The organism is Terrimonas rubra (genome assembly GCF_042686025.1).
Taxonomy (GTDB): domain Bacteria; phylum Bacteroidota; class Bacteroidia; order Chitinophagales; family Chitinophagaceae; genus Terrimonas; species Terrimonas rubra.
On sequence record NZ_JBHUOZ010000003.1, the window covers coordinates 917,164 to 936,271 of the forward strand.

The 19,108-nt window shown below is 43.1% G+C and carries 10 protein-coding genes; 8 read left to right on the forward strand and 2 right to left on the reverse strand.

What is annotated here, in order from left to right:
• Window positions 1-6: 6 nt before the first annotated feature.
• The gene (locus tag ACFS6H_RS13235; protein ID WP_386099501.1) at window positions 7-2,859 is read left to right on the forward strand and encodes an FAD-binding and (Fe-S)-binding domain-containing protein; all 2,853 of its coding nucleotides are present in this window, start codon (window positions 7-9) and stop codon (window positions 2,857-2,859) included.
• A gap of 135 nt (window positions 2,860-2,994) precedes the next feature.
• Here ACFS6H_RS13235 and ACFS6H_RS13240 read toward each other — a convergent pair whose 3' ends face one another.
• Entirely contained in the window at window positions 2,995-4,545 is a 1,551-nt protein-coding gene (locus tag ACFS6H_RS13240; RefSeq protein ID WP_386099504.1) for a sulfatase family protein, read from the reverse strand.
• A 115-nt stretch (window positions 4,546-4,660) separates the two neighbouring features.
• Window positions 4,661-6,082, reverse strand: a complete 1,422-nt coding sequence (locus ACFS6H_RS13245) for an aminotransferase-like domain-containing protein (protein ID WP_386099507.1) — start codon at window positions 6,080-6,082, stop codon at window positions 4,661-4,663.
• 91 nt (window positions 6,083-6,173) lie between these two features.
• Between ACFS6H_RS13245 and ACFS6H_RS13250 the strand changes: the two genes are divergently transcribed.
• From ACFS6H_RS13250 to ACFS6H_RS13280, 7 genes are all read left to right on the forward strand, one after another.
• Window positions 6,174-7,061 (forward strand): DMT family transporter, encoded by an 888-nt coding sequence (locus tag ACFS6H_RS13250; RefSeq protein WP_386099510.1) that lies wholly within the window; start codon window positions 6,174-6,176, stop codon window positions 7,059-7,061.
• A complete protein-coding gene (locus ACFS6H_RS13255; protein WP_386099513.1) occupies window positions 7,045-7,989 on the forward strand; it encodes an ATP-grasp domain-containing protein in 945 nt (314 codons plus the stop codon). The genes ACFS6H_RS13250 and ACFS6H_RS13255 overlap by 17 nt, the downstream gene beginning before the upstream one ends.
• A 136-nt stretch (window positions 7,990-8,125) precedes the next feature.
• Complete coding sequence (locus tag ACFS6H_RS13260) at window positions 8,126-8,749, forward strand: hypothetical protein (RefSeq protein WP_386099516.1); 624 nt, start codon at window positions 8,126-8,128, stop codon at window positions 8,747-8,749.
• A gap of 419 nt (window positions 8,750-9,168) precedes the next feature.
• Window positions 9,169-10,182, forward strand: a complete 1,014-nt coding sequence (locus ACFS6H_RS13265; protein ID WP_386099519.1) for a DNA topoisomerase IB — start codon at window positions 9,169-9,171, stop codon at window positions 10,180-10,182.
• 82 nt (window positions 10,183-10,264) lie between these two features.
• Window positions 10,265-11,485 carry a helix-turn-helix domain-containing protein gene (locus ACFS6H_RS13270; RefSeq protein ID WP_386099522.1) on the forward strand — a complete coding sequence of 407 codons (1,221 nt, stop codon included), beginning with the start codon at window positions 10,265-10,267 and terminating at the stop codon, window positions 11,483-11,485.
• Between the two features lie 76 nt (window positions 11,486-11,561).
• Entirely contained in the window at window positions 11,562-12,338 is a 777-nt protein-coding gene (locus ACFS6H_RS13275; protein ID WP_386099525.1) for a C10 family peptidase, read from the forward strand.
• Between the two features lie 360 nt (window positions 12,339-12,698).
• Window positions 12,699-18,938, forward strand: coding sequence for a T9SS type A sorting domain-containing protein (locus ACFS6H_RS13280; RefSeq protein WP_386099528.1), 6,240 nt, complete (start codon window positions 12,699-12,701; stop codon window positions 18,936-18,938).
• Window positions 18,939-19,108 lie beyond the last annotated feature (170 nt).

Sequence of the window (19,108 nt, forward strand, 5' to 3'; positions counted from 1 at the left end):
AACGCAATGATCACAGAAAAAAACTTGTCTCACACGGAAGCCGGTAAAATGCTTGAATCGGTTTTACCAAAAGAAAGAATAAGATCAAGGTTAATAGATATAGTATCTTATGCCTCCGATGCGGGATTTTATTACCTGTTACCCAAAGCAGTTGTGTTGCCCAATTCGGAAGCCGAGATCGTTGCCTTATTCCGTTTTTCGCACCAGTATAATATCCCCCTTACTTTTCGTGCAGCCGGCACCAGTCTTTCCGGCCAGGCTATTACAGATGGTATACTGGTGGATATCAGCCAGTACTGGAATGCGATAAAAGTAGAAGCGGCCGGTGATAATGTGCGGGTTCAGCCCGGTGTGATAGGGGCAATCGTAAATGCGCATCTTAAAAAGTATCACAAAAAAATAGGCCCTGATCCTGCCAGTATCAACTCGGCCATGATCGGTGGTATACTATCGAACAATGCCAGCGGCATGTGTTGCGGGGTTACTAAAAACTCCTACCATACTGTAAAACATATACGTTTTATATTACCCGATGGTAAACGGTATTCAACTGAATCGGCAGAAGATTATACACGTTTTGCTGCAGAATGCCCGGCCATTTATGCTAAGATCAGGGAATTAAAAGAGCGTATCCATAAAGACCCTGTTGCTTTTGAATTAATACGGAATAAATACAAAACAAAGAATACAGTCGGTTATTCGGTCAATGCTTTTATTGATTACGGGGAACCGATGGATATACTGGCGCATTTGCTAATTGGCGCTGAAGGTACCCTGGGTTTTATTGCCGAAGCGGTAATGGAAACAGTGCCGGATTATCCTGTAAAGTCTACAGCATTATTTTATTTTACGAATATCTTTTATGCCTGTGCGGCAATCGTTCCCTTATCCATTGCAGGTGCAGAAGCCGTGGAGTTAATGGACCGGCATGCTTTGCGATCGGTGGAGCATATGCCGGGTATCCCGGAGATCATCCAGACACTTCCTGACACGGCCGCGGCATTACTGGTCGAGTTCCAGGGTAATAGCAAAGAAGAGGTAGAGCAGAAAATTTTGGCCTATCAAAAAATAAGCGCTGATCTTGCCCTTATTAATGAGCCGGTCTTCACCACAGATCCTGTACAGCAGGCATTTCTCTGGAAGATAAGGAAAGGCATGTTCCCGGCTGTAGGAGCAGTGAGGAAAAGTGGCACTACAGTGATACTGGAAGATATTGCTGTTCCGGTGGCACACCTCGGTAATGCCATTTTAGACTTGCAGGCATTATTTCAAAAATATGCTTACGATAATGCGATCATATTTGGTCATGCCAAAGACGGGAATATACATTTTGTAGTAACCCAGGCTTTTGATACGCAACTGGAAATAGAACGCTACGATCAGTTTTTACGGGAAGTAGTTGACCTGGTGGTACATCAATACCAGGGTGCTTTAAAGGCCGAACATGGTACGGGAAGAAATATGGCGCCATTTGTGGAAACCGAATGGGGGCCGGTGGTGTACGGGATCATGAAAGAGCTGAAACAGGTTATAGATCCGCGTAACTTATTAAATCCCGGTGTAATTATTAATGAAGATGCAACAGCTCATATTCAAAACCTCAAGGACCTGCCAACCGTAGAAGAGGAGGTGGATAAATGTATTGAGTGCGGATTTTGCGAACATAAATGCCCCAGCAGGAATATTACACTTACACCCAGGCGCAGGATTGTGGTGAGAAGAGAATTGGCCAAACTGAAAGAGAGGGGGAGCCGGAAAGAACATACTGAACTGCTGAAACAATATCAATACGATGGTCTTGATACTTGTGCGGTAGATGGGTTATGTGCAACAGCCTGCCCGGTTGATATTAATACCGGTTCGCTGGTAAAAAGATTACGTAAAGAAAACCACAGTGCCCTGGCAAACAACATAGCGGTGATGGTGGCGAATAACTTTAAAGGGGTAACCGTTGGTGTGAAAATAGGGTTACAGGCCGGTGGACTGGTAAACAAAGTGTTTGGCAAAAACGCCATGTATAATGTTACGGGAGCCGTTAAGAAGCTGGTGCCTGCCTTCCCGTTATGGTCTAACCAATTGAAGGCCGCACCTGCATTGAAAAAATATAAACCTTCTCAAGACAAGGAGGCTGCTGTAGTATATTTTCCTACCTGTATTAACCGGGTGATGGGTGATACCACCGGTAAATCAAAATCGATCATTGATACTTTCTTCAGTGTATCAGCTAAAGCAGGTGTTGAAGTGATGGTGCCGGATGATATTAAAGGTAGTTGCTGCGGGCAGATATTCTCTTCCAAAGGGTTTAGCAAGGCATATAGTATTACAGCAAATGAAACCATTGAAAAACTCTGGAAATGGACGAACCAGGGTGAGTTACCTGTGGTATTAGATGTGACCTCCTGCACGCATACTTTACAACAGTCCTACCCGGTATTGACGCCTGATAATAAAGATAAGTTTGACCGGTTAAGGATATTGGATAGTGTGGACTATATCTATTCTTTTATTGTACCGGCCATCCGGGTAAAAGCAAAAAAAGATTCCATTGTATTACATCCTGTCTGTTCCCTGCAAAAAATGGGTCTTTCTGATGTGTTTGTACGTATTGCAAATGCATTTGCCAACGAAGTAAAAGTACCCCTGCATGCCGGATGCTGCGGTATGGCGGGTGACAGGGGCTTTCTGTTCCCGGAACTTACCCGTTCAGCTGTTGCTGATGAAATAGCGGAGGTAGAAAGAACTACGTACGATGGCTATTATTCGAGCGGCAAGACCTGCGAAATGGCGCTCTCTGATGCGGTGAATAAAAATTACGAATCTATCCTGTTCCTGGTGGATGAGTGTACAGATTTTTCCTGATACCTTTCAACCTGGAATATTTATTTGTAATTTTTGCAAACAGTAAAAGCTGAACAGCATTACTGCCGTTGAACGGAGCGTCGCAACAACAGCTTCATCTGTGTTCCTGCAGTTGGTAATATACATAAATTAATATCAGGGTTTATTCCTGATCGCCTCCAGTAATTGCTGTAACTCCTTTACTTTTTCCGGGTATTTCGTGGCCAGGTTCTCTCTTTCACGAATGTCCTGTTTCAGGTTATATAATTGCGGTTCAGGAGAATTGCCCGTTTCTGTATCGGTAAGTTTATAATAAGCTATGCCGTTTGACGGGTGAATATATTTCCAGTCGCCGGAAACAATAGCTAGTGTACCTGCATGTTCAACAAGTACTGACCGGCCCTGTTGTGTTTTTCCCAGAAATGCATTCAAATGATCTTCACTATCTGTCGCTTGCCCGGCCGGGATCTTTTGTCCTGTTAACCTGGCAAAGGAAGCTATAAAGTCTATTTGACTAACCAGGGCCGGTGAAATGGCCGGTTTAATAGTTTGTGGCCAGCTGATAATAAAAGGTACCCGGGTTCCTGCTTCTAAAATACTGTATTTACCGCCGCGTAACCTACCGGCAGGTGTATGCCCGTTTAATTGGGTTACCGCACCGTCTACATAACCGTCGTCGAGTACCGGACCATTATCACTGCTGAAAATGATGATGGTATTGTTATAGAGGTCCAGGTATTTCAGTTGTTTAATGATCTCGCCGACTGTCCAGTCCAGCTGTAATATCGCATCGCCCCGGTAGCCTAACCCGCTCTTGCCTTTAAACATGGTAGATGGCATGCGCGGTACATGAGGTTCAGTTAAAGCATAATATAAAAAGAAGGGCTGTTGCTGATTATCTTCAATAAATCCTTTTGCTTTGGAAAGAAAAGTAAGCGGCATTTCCTCGTCTGTCCACCTGGCCTGGTGACCACCCTGCATATACCCGATGCGCCCGATACCATTCACAATGGTCTGGTTATGTCCCTGCCCCGGGGAAGATGCCATCTTTAATAATTCTGGATGTTCTTTACCGGTAGGATCATTGCCAACAGGATTTTTATAATCAACCCTGATCGGGTCTGTTGTATCGGCTGCAACTACATGATGATTCTCCAGGAAAACAGTGGGCACCCTGTCTGCCGTGGCCGGGAAAATAAAAGAGTAATCAAAACCTACTTCATTCGGTCCCGGTTTAATGGCGCTATTCCAGTCTTTATTTACCTCGTTACCTAAACCCAGGTGCCATTTGCCTACGATAGCAGTGCGATAACCTGCAGTCTTGAAAATTTTGGGCAGGGATATTTTATCTGTTGGGATGATCAATGCTGCATCGCCCGGTAAAACACCCGTACCGTTTTTACGCCATGGGTATTGACCGGTCATTAAAGCATATCTTGAGGGAGTACAGGTTGCAGAAGTAGTATGCGCATTGGTAAAGCGTATACCTTTTGCTGCCAGTTCATCTATATGGGGGGTGCTGATTTTGGTGGCGCCGTAACAACTCAGATCGCCATAGCCGAGGTCATCCGTATAAATAAAAATAATATTAGGCGATTTGGAAGAACGTTTCTGTATGGGTTGCGCCATAAGTGTATTGACCGTAAATAAAAAGATAACCGCAAAAGAGATGTTCTTAATAAGGGCAAGACAAATTGTATTTCTCATCAATGTATATTTTAGGCTACAAGCATGTTCCTTTTTTGGTGCATGATTATGTAATGCACAATTTACTATTATTCCTGTCAACGGGTTGGCCGTAAAAATTGTTGTTTGGAAAAGGTCATTGTTTACTGAGCATTTTTGCCAGGGTACCCACCTGTTTCAACTTTTGCCTGAGCTCATCCGACCAGGGTAAGCCAATGCAGAGCCGCATACAGTTATGGAACCTGTTTTGCAGGGTAAACATACGCCCGGGAGAGATGCTGATATTTTTTTTCAAAGCCAGGTCGTATAATTCTGCCACGTCTATTTTTTTACTGAACTCCACCCATAAAGCCAGTCCTCCATGCGGGCGGCTTATTTTAGTGCCTTCAGGAAAATATTCGGCAATAGCAAGGGTATAATGCCGGGCATTTTCCTGCAGGGTACGACGTAATTGGCGTAAATGATTATCATACTTCCCCGATCTTAAAAAATTGCCCACCACTTCATTTACGATGGAAATGGAGGCGATGGAGTGAACTAACTTGAGTTTTAATATTTGTTCTTTATACCTGCCCGGTGCTATCCAGCCCACGCGATAGCCCGGGGCTAACGTTTTTGATACGGAGCTGCACCATAAAACATTGCCCGTTTTATCAAAAGTTTTACAACAAACGGGACGTTTGTTACCAAAATAAAGATCGCCATATACATCATCTTCTATCAGTGGTATGCTGTGTTTATCAAGCAGGGTTACAATTTCCCGCTTATGTTCATCGGGCATACAGCTACCCAATGGTGTATTGAAGTTGGGAACCAGGAGGCAGACATTGATCCGCGGGAGCACTTTTTTCAATGCTTCAATGTCAATTCCGGTATCGGGGTGTGTGGCTACTTCTAACACCTTAAGTCCCATGCTGACGGCCAACTGTAAAATACCGGGATAACAGGGGCTTTCCAGGGAGATGGTATCACCGGGTTTGGTCAGCGCCATTAAACACAGGGCCAGTGAGTTCATGCCGCCGGTGGTGGTGATCAGGTCAGTTTCTTTTAAATTTCCTTTCCAGTATATGGACCGGGCAGCGATCATTCTTCTTAATGTGGTATTACCAGCTAAAGTTTCATAACCTGCGCCACCATCATGCAGGGTTCTTGTAGCCAGGTTGAGCTCTTTTTTAAGTTTGGCAAGCGGTAGAAGATTGCCGGAAGGTACCCCGATGGAAAACAGTGTGAGGTTTTCTTTTCCCAGGCTTTCATACACCCGGCTGATCAGTTCATTGGGTTCGATATTGTTGGTGCTGGTAGCTGTTTTGCTGGTATTGGGTAAAGGGAGCTTTAAAGCATGGAAGGTACTTACAAAATAGCCCGACTGTGGTTTCGACTCGACCAGGGACTGTGCTTCCAGTTCAAGAAACACTCTTTTAGAAGTATTGATACTGACATTGTGTTGTTTGCTTAACATTCTTACCGAGGGTAAGCGTTCACCGGCCTTAAACACGCCACTCCTGATCTGCTGGGCAATGGTATCGGTTAACTGGCTGTACAGTAAATTATCTTTCATGTTACAAACTTAACTGTGTCCATTAAAATTACAAAAACTGGGACTGTGTTTATTTAATGAGCTCTTTTAGTTTTGCTACAAATAACAGAACATGCAGCATAGTGATGTACGCAGTACCCATACACAGGGATGGATCAATGGTTTTATTGGTGTGTTGATATTCAGTGGCTCGCTACCGGCAACCCGGGTAGCGGTATCGGATCTCGGCCCCGGCTTTTTAACAACGGCCCGTGCAGCAATTGCGGGTTTGATCGCATTGCTGGTATTGATAGCTGCTAAAGAAAAAAAGCCGGATCAGCGGCAGGTGCGTTCATTACTGATCGTTATGCTTGGAGTTGTACTTGGTTTTCCACTATTAAGTTCGCTTGCCTTACAATACTTAACAGCTGCGCATGCGATGGTGTTTTTGGGATTGCTGCCCTTGTCAACCGCTATTTTTGGTGTATTGTTAGGAGGCGAACGTCCTAAGCCCATATTCTGGTTGTTTTCAGTACTGGGAAGTTTACTGGTTGTAGGTTATGCCGTTTACCAGGGTTTGACCGCCTCACCTGTAGGAGACCTGTTCATGTTGGGTGCTATTATTCTTTGCGGTTTAGGTTATGCCGAAGGGGGGAAGTTATCCAAAGAGCTGGGTGGCTGGCAGGTTATTTCCTGGGCCCTGGTATTAGCCTTACCGCTGATGCTGCCGTTGTGCTGGCTGTTTTTCCCACAGGCAGTTGGTTTTATTAAACCTTCTTCCTGGATAGGGTTGGGTTATATTTCTTTGTTCAGCATGTTTATCGGGTTTATATTCTGGTATAAAGGCCTGGCGCAGGGCGGCATTGCTTCGGTAGGACAATTGCAATTGGTGCAACCATTTTTTGGCTTAGCTTTAGCGGCCGTTTTATTACAGGAGCAGGTGAGTATGGGAATGGTGGGTGTTACGGCAGGCGTTATTGCCTGTGTAATTGCATCAAAAAAATATGGGCGAAGGCTTTAGGCAGGCGGTGTTACAATCATTGGCTTTTAAAAAAAATAAAATAAATAACCGGATGAGACTGGCATTTGTAGGGTACAAACCACAGGAAAAATATACAGTGGGTGTGAGCCGTGATGAAGATACGGACCTCGTTGATTTTCTGACAGGCAAGGGCCTGTTCATAGATCGTGTGATCTGGAATGATGACAAGGTGAACTGGAGTGATTATAATATAGTGATCATAAAATCACCCTGGGATTATCATGAGAAGATCGATGCATTTTATACATGGTTGGATAAGTTGAAAAAACTTTCCATTACCGTGTTGAATCCTGTTGATATTATTAAATGGAACAGTAATAAACATTACCTGCAGGCTATACAGGATAAGGGATTAAAGATCATCCCGTCAGCTTATTTACCCAAAGGCAGCGAATTTACCCATCAGTATTTTGAAAAATTTTCCGTTGATAAACTGGTGGTAAAGCCCTGTATCAGCGCCGGCGCTAAAAATACCATTATCATCAGTAAGGATAATATGGCGGCACAAAAAGAGAGCATCGATGCTTTGTTGGCAGAAGAGGATTACCTGGTACAACCATTTATGGAGGTGATCAAAGAAGGGGAGTGGTCATTCTTATTTTTTAACGGCAAATACAGTCATGCTGTATTGAAAATACCTAAGCAGGATGATTTCAGGGTACAGCAATACCATGGTGGTACGGTAAGTTATCCGCAGGCTGATCCTGTACATATAACACAGGCTGCGGCGTTTTTGGAAATAATTCCGCAAAAAACTTTATATGCACGGGTGGATGGCGTGATGATGAATAACTCATTTTATTTGATGGAACTGGAGTTGATAGAGCCTTATCTTTTTTTGAACGGGGACCCGGCATTGTTAGAGAACTATTACCAGGCTTTAATGCAGTTTATACAATCGGATTAATATAGCCAGGACCTCTTGATTTGTATACACTTTCCACAGGTTGACGTATAAAATATTCTTTCCCGTTCCGTTTGAGCACTTGCACTTTCGGTTAATTTAAAATATCTTAGTCAAGTACTATAATGAGAAAATATACATGCGGCAAGGGGCAAAACAGCATAGTATCTGGTTATTAACGCCTGTTTTCGGGACGCTCGTCTTTGTAATCATTTATATCGCTGCAACCTTATTATATCCCGGTGGTTCACAGGTTGACAAAAATGCAACCGGCTTTGACTGGTTTAATAATTACTGGTGTAATTTATTGAACCAGTATGCCATTAACGGGCAGCAAAATCCTGCCAGACCAATTGCAATAACAGGCCTATTGGTTCTTTCACTGTCACTTACTGCTTTCTGGTTCGGGTTTTCCCGGTATAGTCACAGCAGGAAAGTACCGGGACTGATCATCCGGCTTTCCGGAACTACTGCAATGATCATAAGCCTTTTGTTATTTACGGATATGGATCATGACCTGGTGACCAACCTTGCATCCGGCTTTGGACTTATAGCTACTCTTACAGTCTTGATCGTTCTCTATAAAATGAAATGGTATGGACTTTTGATTTTCGGGATCTTCAATTTACTGCTGGTTGCCGGCAATAATTATTTGTACTACCATGAGGAACTGATCGTTTATTTACCGTTTGTACAGAAAGTTAGCTTTGCCGCTTTTTTACTTTGGATATGTTGTATTACTATATGCTTATACAAGCGGTAATATCCGCCAATACACTACTGTATACCTGCCCGGCACAAAAAACTTCTTATTTCTTGATAAAAGTCAGGCAAATCGGCCATTGAGCGGCTTGTAAATATGTAAATATGCTGTTATTTTTATTTTGCTATTGCCGTTAAAAAACAATGTAAAATGACATGGTTCCGGAAACGTTGTTTTACCGATATATAAATTCTTTGGTTCTGCTGTAAATATTGTACAGATCACCGTCTAAGTGAACCAGCAGGGGCAACATTGTTGCCCCTTTTTATTTGCCGGCTACCATTTACTGAAGCATAAATGATTTTATAGTTCTGCTAAAAAAGAACAACGGGTATACCGGCCGAACCGGTATGATTTGTGCATTATTGACTGAATGATGTGAAAACCGGCATACAATAACAATATAATCTGGCTAGTATATGCGCTATTACAGAACGAAAAAGGGGAAAGGATTCAGTTATACCGATAAAGAAGGCAATACCGTGAACGATCCGAAATTAAAAGCTTATTTCAAATCCCTGGTCATTCCGCCCGCCTGGGAAAAAGTGGAGATCAATACTTCGGCCAGGGCTAAGATCTGGGCAACGGGTTATGATGCAAAGAACCGGAAACAATATATCTATAACACTAAATTCCGTCAGGCGCAGGACAACCGGAAATTTGACCGGATCATTCGTTTTGCCGGCAAGTTAAAATATATGCGCCGTGTAACAGGGCAGCACCTGCGGCACCGGAAACCCGACCGGGAAAAAGTATTGGCGGCGATGGTGCGGCTGCTGGAAGCTGCCTGCTTTCGCCCGGGTAATGAATATTATACCAGGGAAAATGAAAGCTATGGTTTAACTACCTTACGCAGCAAACACCTGGAAATTAATGGGAATGAAATGATATTTACGTATAAAGGGAAATCGGGCCAGCAGCAGGAGAACCACCTGGTGGATGCAAGGCTGGCAAAGATCGTACAGGAACTGGATGATATGCCCGGTTACGAAATTTTTAAGTTTATTGATAAAGATGGAAATATACAGGATGTGAAGAGTGAACATCTTAACGAATATATCCGCGGGATAATGGGTAAGGATTTTTCGGCCAAAGATTTCCGTACCTGGGCCGGTACTGTAATTGCGGCTATAGCGCTTGACCAGATTGGTGCTATAGAAGAAGATGACCAGCGCAAGCTGAAAAAGAATATCCGGGATGCAGTAATTACAGTAAGCGAGAAGTTAGGCAATACACCGGCTATTGCCCGCAGTTCCTATATCGACCCGCGTATTATTGATCATTATATACACGGCAATACCCTCACCTTATTTGAAAAGCGGGTAAAGAAATTACTTAAAACCAATGAACAGCTTTCCGTAGAAGAATTGGGTGTACTGTGTTTATTAAAAAAAGGATTGGATACAAAAGGGAAAAAGAAGAAGAGCAGATAAATCATCGGCAGGTCTGGTTTTGCTTTTGTAAAAAGTCTTATCTTCAAACCGGTTCTCTTTTAATAACACTTACAATATACCATTGCCTTTTACCTTTTCAATTTTTGATGTACTGATCTTAATCGGGGTTACCCAGGGCTTTGTTATTGCCGGCTTAATATGGTATAATAAAAAGAATAGTACCAGTAAGTTGTTATTGTCTTTTTTACTGGTAGCGTTTAACCTCTTGTGTATAAAAATACTGATCCATACTACCGGTCTCTGGCAACAACCCTCCTTACGTTATTTGCCACTTGCTGTTGAACTGGCTATTGCTCCTTTAATATGGTTGTATGTATCTTCTCTGGTCTCCACCGGTTTCCGCCTCACGAGAAAACACCTCGTCCATTTTTTACCATTTTTTATCTTCTTTGCTTACGCCCTGTTTATTTATATCATGGTATTGCCCGAACAGGAGCTGGTAATAAAAGATAACAGGGCGAATCGCTTTTCTTTTAATGCCGTGAAGGAAGCAGAGGATTATCTTACCATTATTGCAGCTGTCTTATATGGGGTTGCCGGGTTAAAACTGGTACTGCAATACCGGAACTGGTTATATAATAATGTGGCCGCCACTGATGCACCGACCTATACCTGGCTGAGGAATGTGGCCATTTTAATGGCTGTGCTGATACTGGGTTTAACAGTTGCCACTATTTTAGACTACTTCCTGGATTTTGGTGCGCAGCATTTTTTTCACTGGCAACTGTTTTTCGGTTACCTCGCTTTGCTGATCTATTACCTGGGTTTCAGGGGGTATCAATTGCCTGATAAAAAAATAAGACCTGATAATATATCTTATCCTCTGAATGAATCGTCCCTGGAAGAACCGGGTTTACTTATTCCGGTTTTGCCCGCCGATACTGCACCATCACCCACGGATCCGGGAAAAGAAATGGGATTGCCGGATGAAAAAAGGCAGGAAGCGAAAGCAGCTATCCTGGCCGCTTTTGAAACAACTGAAATTTACCTGGACCCGGAATTAAGCCTGCAAAAACTTGCCAGGTCGGTCAATATGCCCCCGGCCATTGTCTCTGCCGTGATCAACAGTAGTTTTCAAAAGAGTTTCAGAAACCTGGTGAACGATTACCGGGTGGAAAAAGTAAAAAAATGTATGAAAGAGGGGCGTGTAACGGATTTTTCTTTACTCGGCATTGCTTATGAATGCGGGTTTAATTCTGAAGCGAGTTTTTACAGGATATTTAAAGTTGCTACCGGTAGTTCTCCCAAAGCTTATTTAAAGCAATTGCAGCAATCACAATAGCCCCTTTATTTACACTCAAAACATGTTTTGAGAATAAAAGAGCTGTTTTCATTCCGTTTTTTGGTGAAAAATGAAAATGAAAACAATTAAAATGCTTTCCCTGGTGATAGGTATAGTCCTGTTAGTTTATCTCTTTGTGTCTACTTCCTTTCCTTTTTTCCCTGACAAGTCGAAGTGTATGGAGGAAAACAGTTATTTAACAAAAACACGCTGGCAGCAGATGGGCGGCTTTGAGCAATATACACCTGATAGTATGAGGACAGGTTGCTGGAGTACCGCCCTGGCGCAGATAGCCTACTACCACCGCTTAAAACCTTTTGGTCATATATCCTACACTTCCCGTCAAAATTATCTTATCAACGAAACCCTGGATAGTACACAATTCGACTTTGGTTTATTTGCTGCTGCCATTGATACAACCACATCGCGGCAAACAATTGAACAGTTGGCAAAGTACAACTACTATGCAGCACTGGTAGTGCAAAAGGATTTTGGAACGGACAGGTATATGCATAAACTGGCTCCCGCCCGTTTGTTTGAGCAACATTATAAGATGAAAGTAGAGCGGTATATAGCCTGGCGTAAAATATTACCGTATACCTTAGGCAAGCTGGAAAAAATTATTTACAGGGAAATAAATGAACAAAGGCCGGTTTTCCTGCATTTCGCCAATCTTAAAGATTTTGGGCATTCAGTAGTTATAGATGGTTATTGTTATAAGAACGGCAGGTTTATGATACATACTAACCAAGGACAAGGTGGCCCGACAGATGGGTGGTATGATTTTTACAAAGGAATTTTACGTCCCGATGATCATGCATTACGCGTTATTTATACGTTTAAACCATATTGATGCGATCCGGGATTCAGGATAGTATGTCATCAATTATAATATACTCTATACAATAAATGAACAGGTAATAGTACCTGTTAAATAATTAAGTATTAGTTGTAGTAACGCTAAGTGTTTATAATTAAAAAATTATAAACACTTAGCGTATTTGTAGAACTTCTTCGAAAAAAATTATCGAGTACCACTATGACGTTTTTCCTGCAATGTAATTGCCTGTAATATTACGGTCTGTAATCCCTTGATGGGGACACCTGCTTACTTCTGAAAACACCAGCACCGTTATTTTTTATTCATTATTCTTTGTTTCCGATGCTTTATACTATTAAGTAATAAAGTACATAAACCCTAAAACTAACCGTTATGAACTTCAAAATCTACGTGTTATGGATTTGTGCGCTCTTTTTATCTCTTTCCCCTATTTACAGTCAGTCTCCCGGTGGGGTAGCACCGGCTGCATGGTATAAAGCTGATGCAGCGGGTACCGTTTTTTCTGATGCCGGTACTACACCGGCTGCCAATAACAGCACTGTTCAGCAGTGGAATAGTGTTATTGGAAGTTTTCCTTTGTTACAGGCAAGTTCAGGTGCAAGACCGGTGTTCTCCAACGCATCTGTGCTGGCTAACTTTAATCCTACGGTTACTTTCGATGGCAGTAATGACTGGATGCAGTTTACTGCCGGTGCCGGTGTAAATGTTATAGACAGGACGAATGGTACTTTGTATGCTGCCGGTTATATGAACCTGTTAAAACGAAGTGGTTTCCTGGGTTTTCATCCTTCCATGGATTATCCCGGTCTGCATTTTTTCAGCGATAATAAAATGTTGTTTTTTACCGGTGGTCCCGGATATCAGGGTGTAAGTACGGATGTGATGCAGGCGCAGAAATATTTTAATACTGGTGCAGGCTGGCAGAATGGGGGAGGTAGTTCAGCAGGTTATGCCGGCGCTACTGTTTCGCTGAACGGTACACGGATTGATTATACAGGTACCCAGTTGAATAATGCCAACCTCAGTACCGGTGCCCGGGACCTGAGGATAGGTGCTGATAATAACTATGGTTCTTTCAGCGGCCAGCTTAATGAAATTTTGATATTTGAAGACAGGTTAACAGCTGCCCAGATGGATCAGCTGGAAACCTATCTTGCTATAAAATATGGCACTACTTATGCACATGGTATACGCGATTATAAAAATGCCGGCGGTGGTACAGTATGGAATGCCGTTGCTAACAATGGCTATCATTTTAATATAGCCGGTATTGCCCGTGATGATATGGGGGCTTTATACCAGAAACAGTCCTGGAGCACCAACTCCGGTCAGCAGGTGCTGATCGGTGTAGGAGGACTTGCAAATACAAATGCCGCTAACGGAGGAACGTTGACAGATAATCAATACTTGATTTGGGGCGATAATGGCCTGGTAAAAGCACCAACTGTTGTTCTTAGCGGTTTTACAGGGCTTTCACACCGGTTTGCTTCTGTTTGGAAAGTAGAAAACAATGGAGTGGGTACTGTAAGGGTTGCCTGGGCAAAAGGCTTGTCTAATCTTAGTATTATTCAAAGTACCGATGCCATATTCAATGCAGGTGATGCAACCACTGCCATGACGGGAGAAGTTACGGTGAACGGTATTGTATATAACTATGCTGATGTAGTGTTGGCTAACGGACAGTATTTTACATTTGCGGCCAAACTGGCCGGTCCCGGAGGTATTACTGCTGATTTGCGTGTATGGTTGAAGTCGAATGAAGGCTTTAGCCCTTCATCATGGTCAGATTTTTCCGGGTTCAATAATCATTACACGCAAACAAATAGTAGCAGGCAACCATTTACTGCTACAACAATGTATAATTTCAATCCCGTTGTTGACTTCGGAACCACAGGCGCTGATGCCCGTTTTATGGCTGTTCCTGCAGGTAAGCCATATTCGGCTAATGGCACCAACAGCTCTGTTTTTACCGTAAATCTTGATAGAGGTGTTGGTGGGTATGCCGATATTATTGGTTTTGGTGCGACCACCACGACAGCGAGCCTGATCAATGCGAACACTCCAGTATTTACCAGATTGGGCGCGAACGTAGTAAATTATCCTTACTCGGATGCCAGTCCGGCCTTACCCGCTGTAGCGGCAAATAAATTGTACCTGAATGACGTGTCATTTACCGTAGGCACTGCAGGCATTAAGTATGCTCAGAATGGTACCACCGGGGCGAATACGCAAACTTTTGCAGCAGTTTATTCAAAGCATGCCGACGGAAGTATATTAGGATCGCAACCGGAAGTCAGAAATGGATTGATAGGTGAAGTTATTGCTTATGAAAGAGATCTTACTGAAGCCGAAAAACAACGGGTGAGAACGTACGCTTCAATAAAATATGGCATTACCCTGCCACACGACTATATAGCAAGTGATGGCACTACGATATTATGGAACCGGACTGTTAACACGGGCTATAATAATAATATTGCCGGCTTGGCTAATGATGAAGGCAGTAAGTTACTACAGAAACAATCCAACAGTATCAATGATGGTCAGCAGGTATTGATCGGTACTACCGGCCTGGCGAATAGTAATGCAGCTAATACAGTTTCGTTAACTTCAGGGCAGTCGCTGCTTTGGGGTGATAACGGGCTGGCAAAATCGTTAGGGGTAGCTCATAGTACCACCATCGGAGGAAATCCTGTTAATCTAAGGTTTGCTGCCGTATGGAAAGCACAGAATACCGGCACTGTGGGTACGGTACGTGTAGCCTGGCCAAGTGGTATAGTAAATTTACATTTGATCCAAAGTCCGGATGATATCATTAATACATCTGACACACATACGCCAATGACAGGTACTATAACTGTTAACGGCAAAGTTTATAATTATGCCGATGTCACTATTGCGAACGGTTCTTATTTTACCTTCAGTGGGTATGTTGCCGGCCCGGGTGGTGTAGGTCAGGATCTGTCATTATGGTACAGGGCAGATAATGGTGTGGAAACAGATGTTAATAAAAAAGTTACTGCCTGGAATAACTCTACCGCTAACGATGTAAAACTGACTATGAGCAGTGCGGCTGCTTATATTCCCTATAATGACCAGACTACTTACACAAAGACCTGGAATTTTAATCCCACACTTTCCTTTGATGGCACTAATAACTATTTAAGAAATAATACGACAGCCTACCTGAATACGGCAGGATCGGTACATTATATTGCCGTGGCAAGATTGAATGGAACAGCTTCAGGCTATAACAACCTGTTTGCTATTAATGGAAATGATGACGGCTTCTTCCTGTTCCCGCAGAGTGGGTTGGTTTACCCCATGCCTTCTATCGGTAATGGTTTTGGCGCAACAGCGGCGGGGCCGGGTTCTGCAAATCGTTTTGGTATTTACTCTGCTATTCTGCCAAAAACCGGCACACCTGCAAATCAACGTGGTTTTTATAACGGGTTGGAAAAAATATATACTTCGCCTTATCCAAGAACAGGTGGTTCTTATGTTCTTCCTGCTACAGGGGCTTATATCGGAGCAGACGGTACAACCGGCGATAATCCTAACGGAGATATTGCAGAAGTGATATTATATCATGAGCCGGCAGGAGGCGATATGAATAACGCTAACCTGGCCCGTATACATAGCTACCTGGCTATTAAATATGGTATTACCCTTGATCAGACCACACCGCAGAACTATATTAATTCGGCTAGTGCTGTTGTATGGAATGCTGTGACTAATACAGGCTACCATCATAATATAGCAGGTATAGGCCGCGACGATCAGGGCGGTTTGTATCAAAGACAATCATGGAGTGTGAACTCCGGCCGGCAGGTACTCATTTCTACCACAGGACTTAGTAATACCAACGTTACCAATACAGGCACATTAACCAATGGACAATTTTTAATCTGGGGCGACAATAACCTGGCTAAGTCACCCTCCGTAGCCTTTGGTACTATAGGAGGGTTGCCTTTCCAGCGTTTTGCAGCGATCTGGCGGGCGGCCAATGTTAACACGATCGGCACTGTACGTGTGGCCTGGCCCAAGGGTTTTGCTTACCTGAAACTGATCCAAAGCACGGACAATGTTTTTGATCTTTCGGATGTGATCACCGAAATGAGCGGTACACAGGAGATCAACGGGATACAGTATGCATATGCTGATGTGACCATAACGGACGGTCAGTATTTTACATTCGCCGCTTATGTACAGGCGCCGGGCGGGGTTACCACTAATATCAGCCACTGGTACCGGGCAGACAAATTTGCCATGTCAGGCGGAGAGGGTACTGATGTAACATCATGGACGGATTTTACTTCCGGTGTTGTGTCAGAAGAAATAAATGGCGCACCATTACCTAAGTTCAAAGCCGGTGATGCCACTTATTTTAACTTTAACCCTGGACTGAATTTTACAGCCATTCAGCAAATGTTAGGTAATATAACAGAGCGGACGCTGACGGCTACTGATTTTAATATTTTCACTATGACCCGTCAGGGTATGGGAGGTACACGATATTTTAATATAGGTATGAATAATACCACATTTGGTGGTGGTAACTGGGATCAGCCTGGCCTGTATGCCAACGGCGATATAGGTTACAGGAATAATGCCGGCGGAGGCCTGGTTATTGCTAACCCGGGTAATATCAATTTTGCAACAGGCAACCCGAGTATTATGTACCACAATTTTTCCAATACTTCGATGAATAAGGGGTTAAATGGTGCAGCAACCGGTACATCATCTTCCTATAGTGCCAGGGGCCTGACCGATGGAGGGCATATATTCGGATCGAACCAGGGTGTTAATCCTCCTGGTGGTGATGACTGGGGCTTTACAGGAGATATAGGCGAACTGGTTATTTATGGCAATGGCACCATCACAGCAGCTGAAAGGAATAAAGTAGAATCTTACCTGGCCGTTAAATATGGTATAACCTTACACAATAGTAATAATTATACCACTTCCAGGAATGCTGTGATATGGGATGCAACTGCCAATGCAGCTTATTATAATAATGTAGCCGGTATAGGAAATGACTTTATTTCGGCCTTACATCAAAAACAGTCACGTAGCCAGCATACCAATACCAATGGCCAGGTTATTATTGCTTTGGGTGAAGTTGCGGCAACCAATATCGCCAATGAAAATGAACTGGCAGATGAGCAGTTCCTTCTGTGGGGTGATAATGGTAATACGCAGGCTATGACCAATACACCCAGTACCTATACTGCCTTTACTTACGCAGGCAGCCCGTCTAACGGCAGAAGGATGAACCGTATCTGGAAAGTACAGAATACCAATAATGTGTCAAACCAATTGATGATCCGTTTCCCGCAAGCTTCCGTAGGTACCACCACGTTTGCGGCCAATGATGCCTGTGCCGGTTACGTAATTGTATTTGCAGATGATGCCGGCTTTACAACCAATGTTTCTGTAAAACCATTAACGCTTAATGGAACGGATTATGAGGTGTCGCATGTATTTGCAAATGGTGCCAGTTATTTCACATTTGGTAAAGCTATGCCCGTTAATAACGGTGAAGTGTTTTTACCGGGTAATGTTGAAACAACAGATGTTTATAACGACGGTTGCAGCGTAGGAGAGTGGGCTTACTACCGCCAGACAAGTGATATCAGTAAAAAACTATTGGGTACATCAGGTTATACAAACACCGAACTGGATAATTTTGATGTGGTTATTACTCCGGAAGGTACTTCGTATAATGATGGGGTACGTAATACCAACCTTATGCCCAGGATCAGTACAGTTATCGATAATAACGGAACAACACTTTCTTCCGGCAAAGTGAGGGTATATTATAACCTGGATGAGTTAGGTGGAACTGTTGTTCCGGGAGCCATTACTTCAGGTTGGTTCTATTATAATGGCCAGGCCGATGAAGCCATCATTGATATATACAGTGATGGGGTATTTACAGCCGGTAAAGCACGTTCGCTGGTAGTTGCCCAGTCTGGTATTGAAGACGGGGTGCATTATGTAGAGTTTCATAATATTACTGCCATGGGAAGTTTCCTGTATGTCTCCTCAACAGTAAATATGGCTACCATATTACCCGTAACATTCTTACATTTTACAGCGGAAAACCAGGCTGGAAAAGCCCTGCTTAACTGGGCTACGGTGTCAGAACAAAACAATAAAGGTTTCGAAGTTGAGCACAGTGCTGATGGTTTGAATTGGCGTGGTATCGGTTTTGTAAACAGTAAAGCATTGAACGGTAACAGCGCCGGCCGGTTAAATTATGATTATACCCATACTGCTGTGGTTAAAGGTAAAAACCACTATCGCCTTAAACAGGTGGATATAGATGGACGATTTACCTACAGTGCCGTAAGTATTGTATCGTTTGATCATAGCAGCAGGTTACAGGTGTATCCAAACCCGGTGACATCTACACTTTCAATTGGCGGATTGAGTGGCAAAGCTTCTGTAAGAATACTAAGTCTTAATGGCCAGGTTGTGAAAACGGTACAAGCAAATTCGGAAACACTGCTGACAATTGATGTGTCGCAACTGCCGGTTGGTATGTACCTGGTACAGGCGGAAGACAGCGCAGGAAATAAAGAAACATATAAAATTGTTAAACAATAAGGTGCGATCCAATACATTTTGGGAAACCAGGCAGTGATTACTACAATAGTTGAAACCGGGTTGAAAGACCCGGTTTTTACTAATAAACTACCAGGCGCTACACTGTTAAGGCTTAATCTCAATTTTTTAAATAAACATATTCAAGTAGTACTATAAGGTTTTATGGTATT

What these genes read in the sequence shown, in the direction of transcription:
- ACFS6H_RS13235 (WP_386099501.1), top strand. Translation starts at nt 7, where the DNA reads ATGATCACAGAAAAAAACTTGTCTCACACGGAAGCCGGTAAAATGCTT.
- ACFS6H_RS13245 (WP_386099507.1), bottom strand. Translation starts at nt 6,082, where the DNA reads ATGAAAGATAATTTACTGTACAGCCAGTTAACCGATACCATTGCCCAG.
- ACFS6H_RS13255 (WP_386099513.1), top strand. Translation starts at nt 7,045, where the DNA reads ATGGGCGAAGGCTTTAGGCAGGCGGTGTTACAATCATTGGCTTTTAAA.
- ACFS6H_RS13265 (WP_386099519.1), top strand. Translation starts at nt 9,169, where the DNA reads ATGCGCTATTACAGAACGAAAAAGGGGAAAGGATTCAGTTATACCGAT.
- ACFS6H_RS13275 (WP_386099525.1), top strand. Translation starts at nt 11,562, where the DNA reads ATGAAAACAATTAAAATGCTTTCCCTGGTGATAGGTATAGTCCTGTTA.
- ACFS6H_RS13240 (WP_386099504.1), bottom strand. Translation starts at nt 4,545, where the DNA reads ATGAGAAATACAATTTGTCTTGCCCTTATTAAGAACATCTCTTTTGCG.
- ACFS6H_RS13260 (WP_386099516.1), top strand. Translation starts at nt 8,126, where the DNA reads ATGCGGCAAGGGGCAAAACAGCATAGTATCTGGTTATTAACGCCTGTT.
- ACFS6H_RS13250 (WP_386099510.1), top strand. Translation starts at nt 6,174, where the DNA reads ATGCAGCATAGTGATGTACGCAGTACCCATACACAGGGATGGATCAAT.
- ACFS6H_RS13280 (WP_386099528.1), top strand. Translation starts at nt 12,699, where the DNA reads ATGAACTTCAAAATCTACGTGTTATGGATTTGTGCGCTCTTTTTATCT.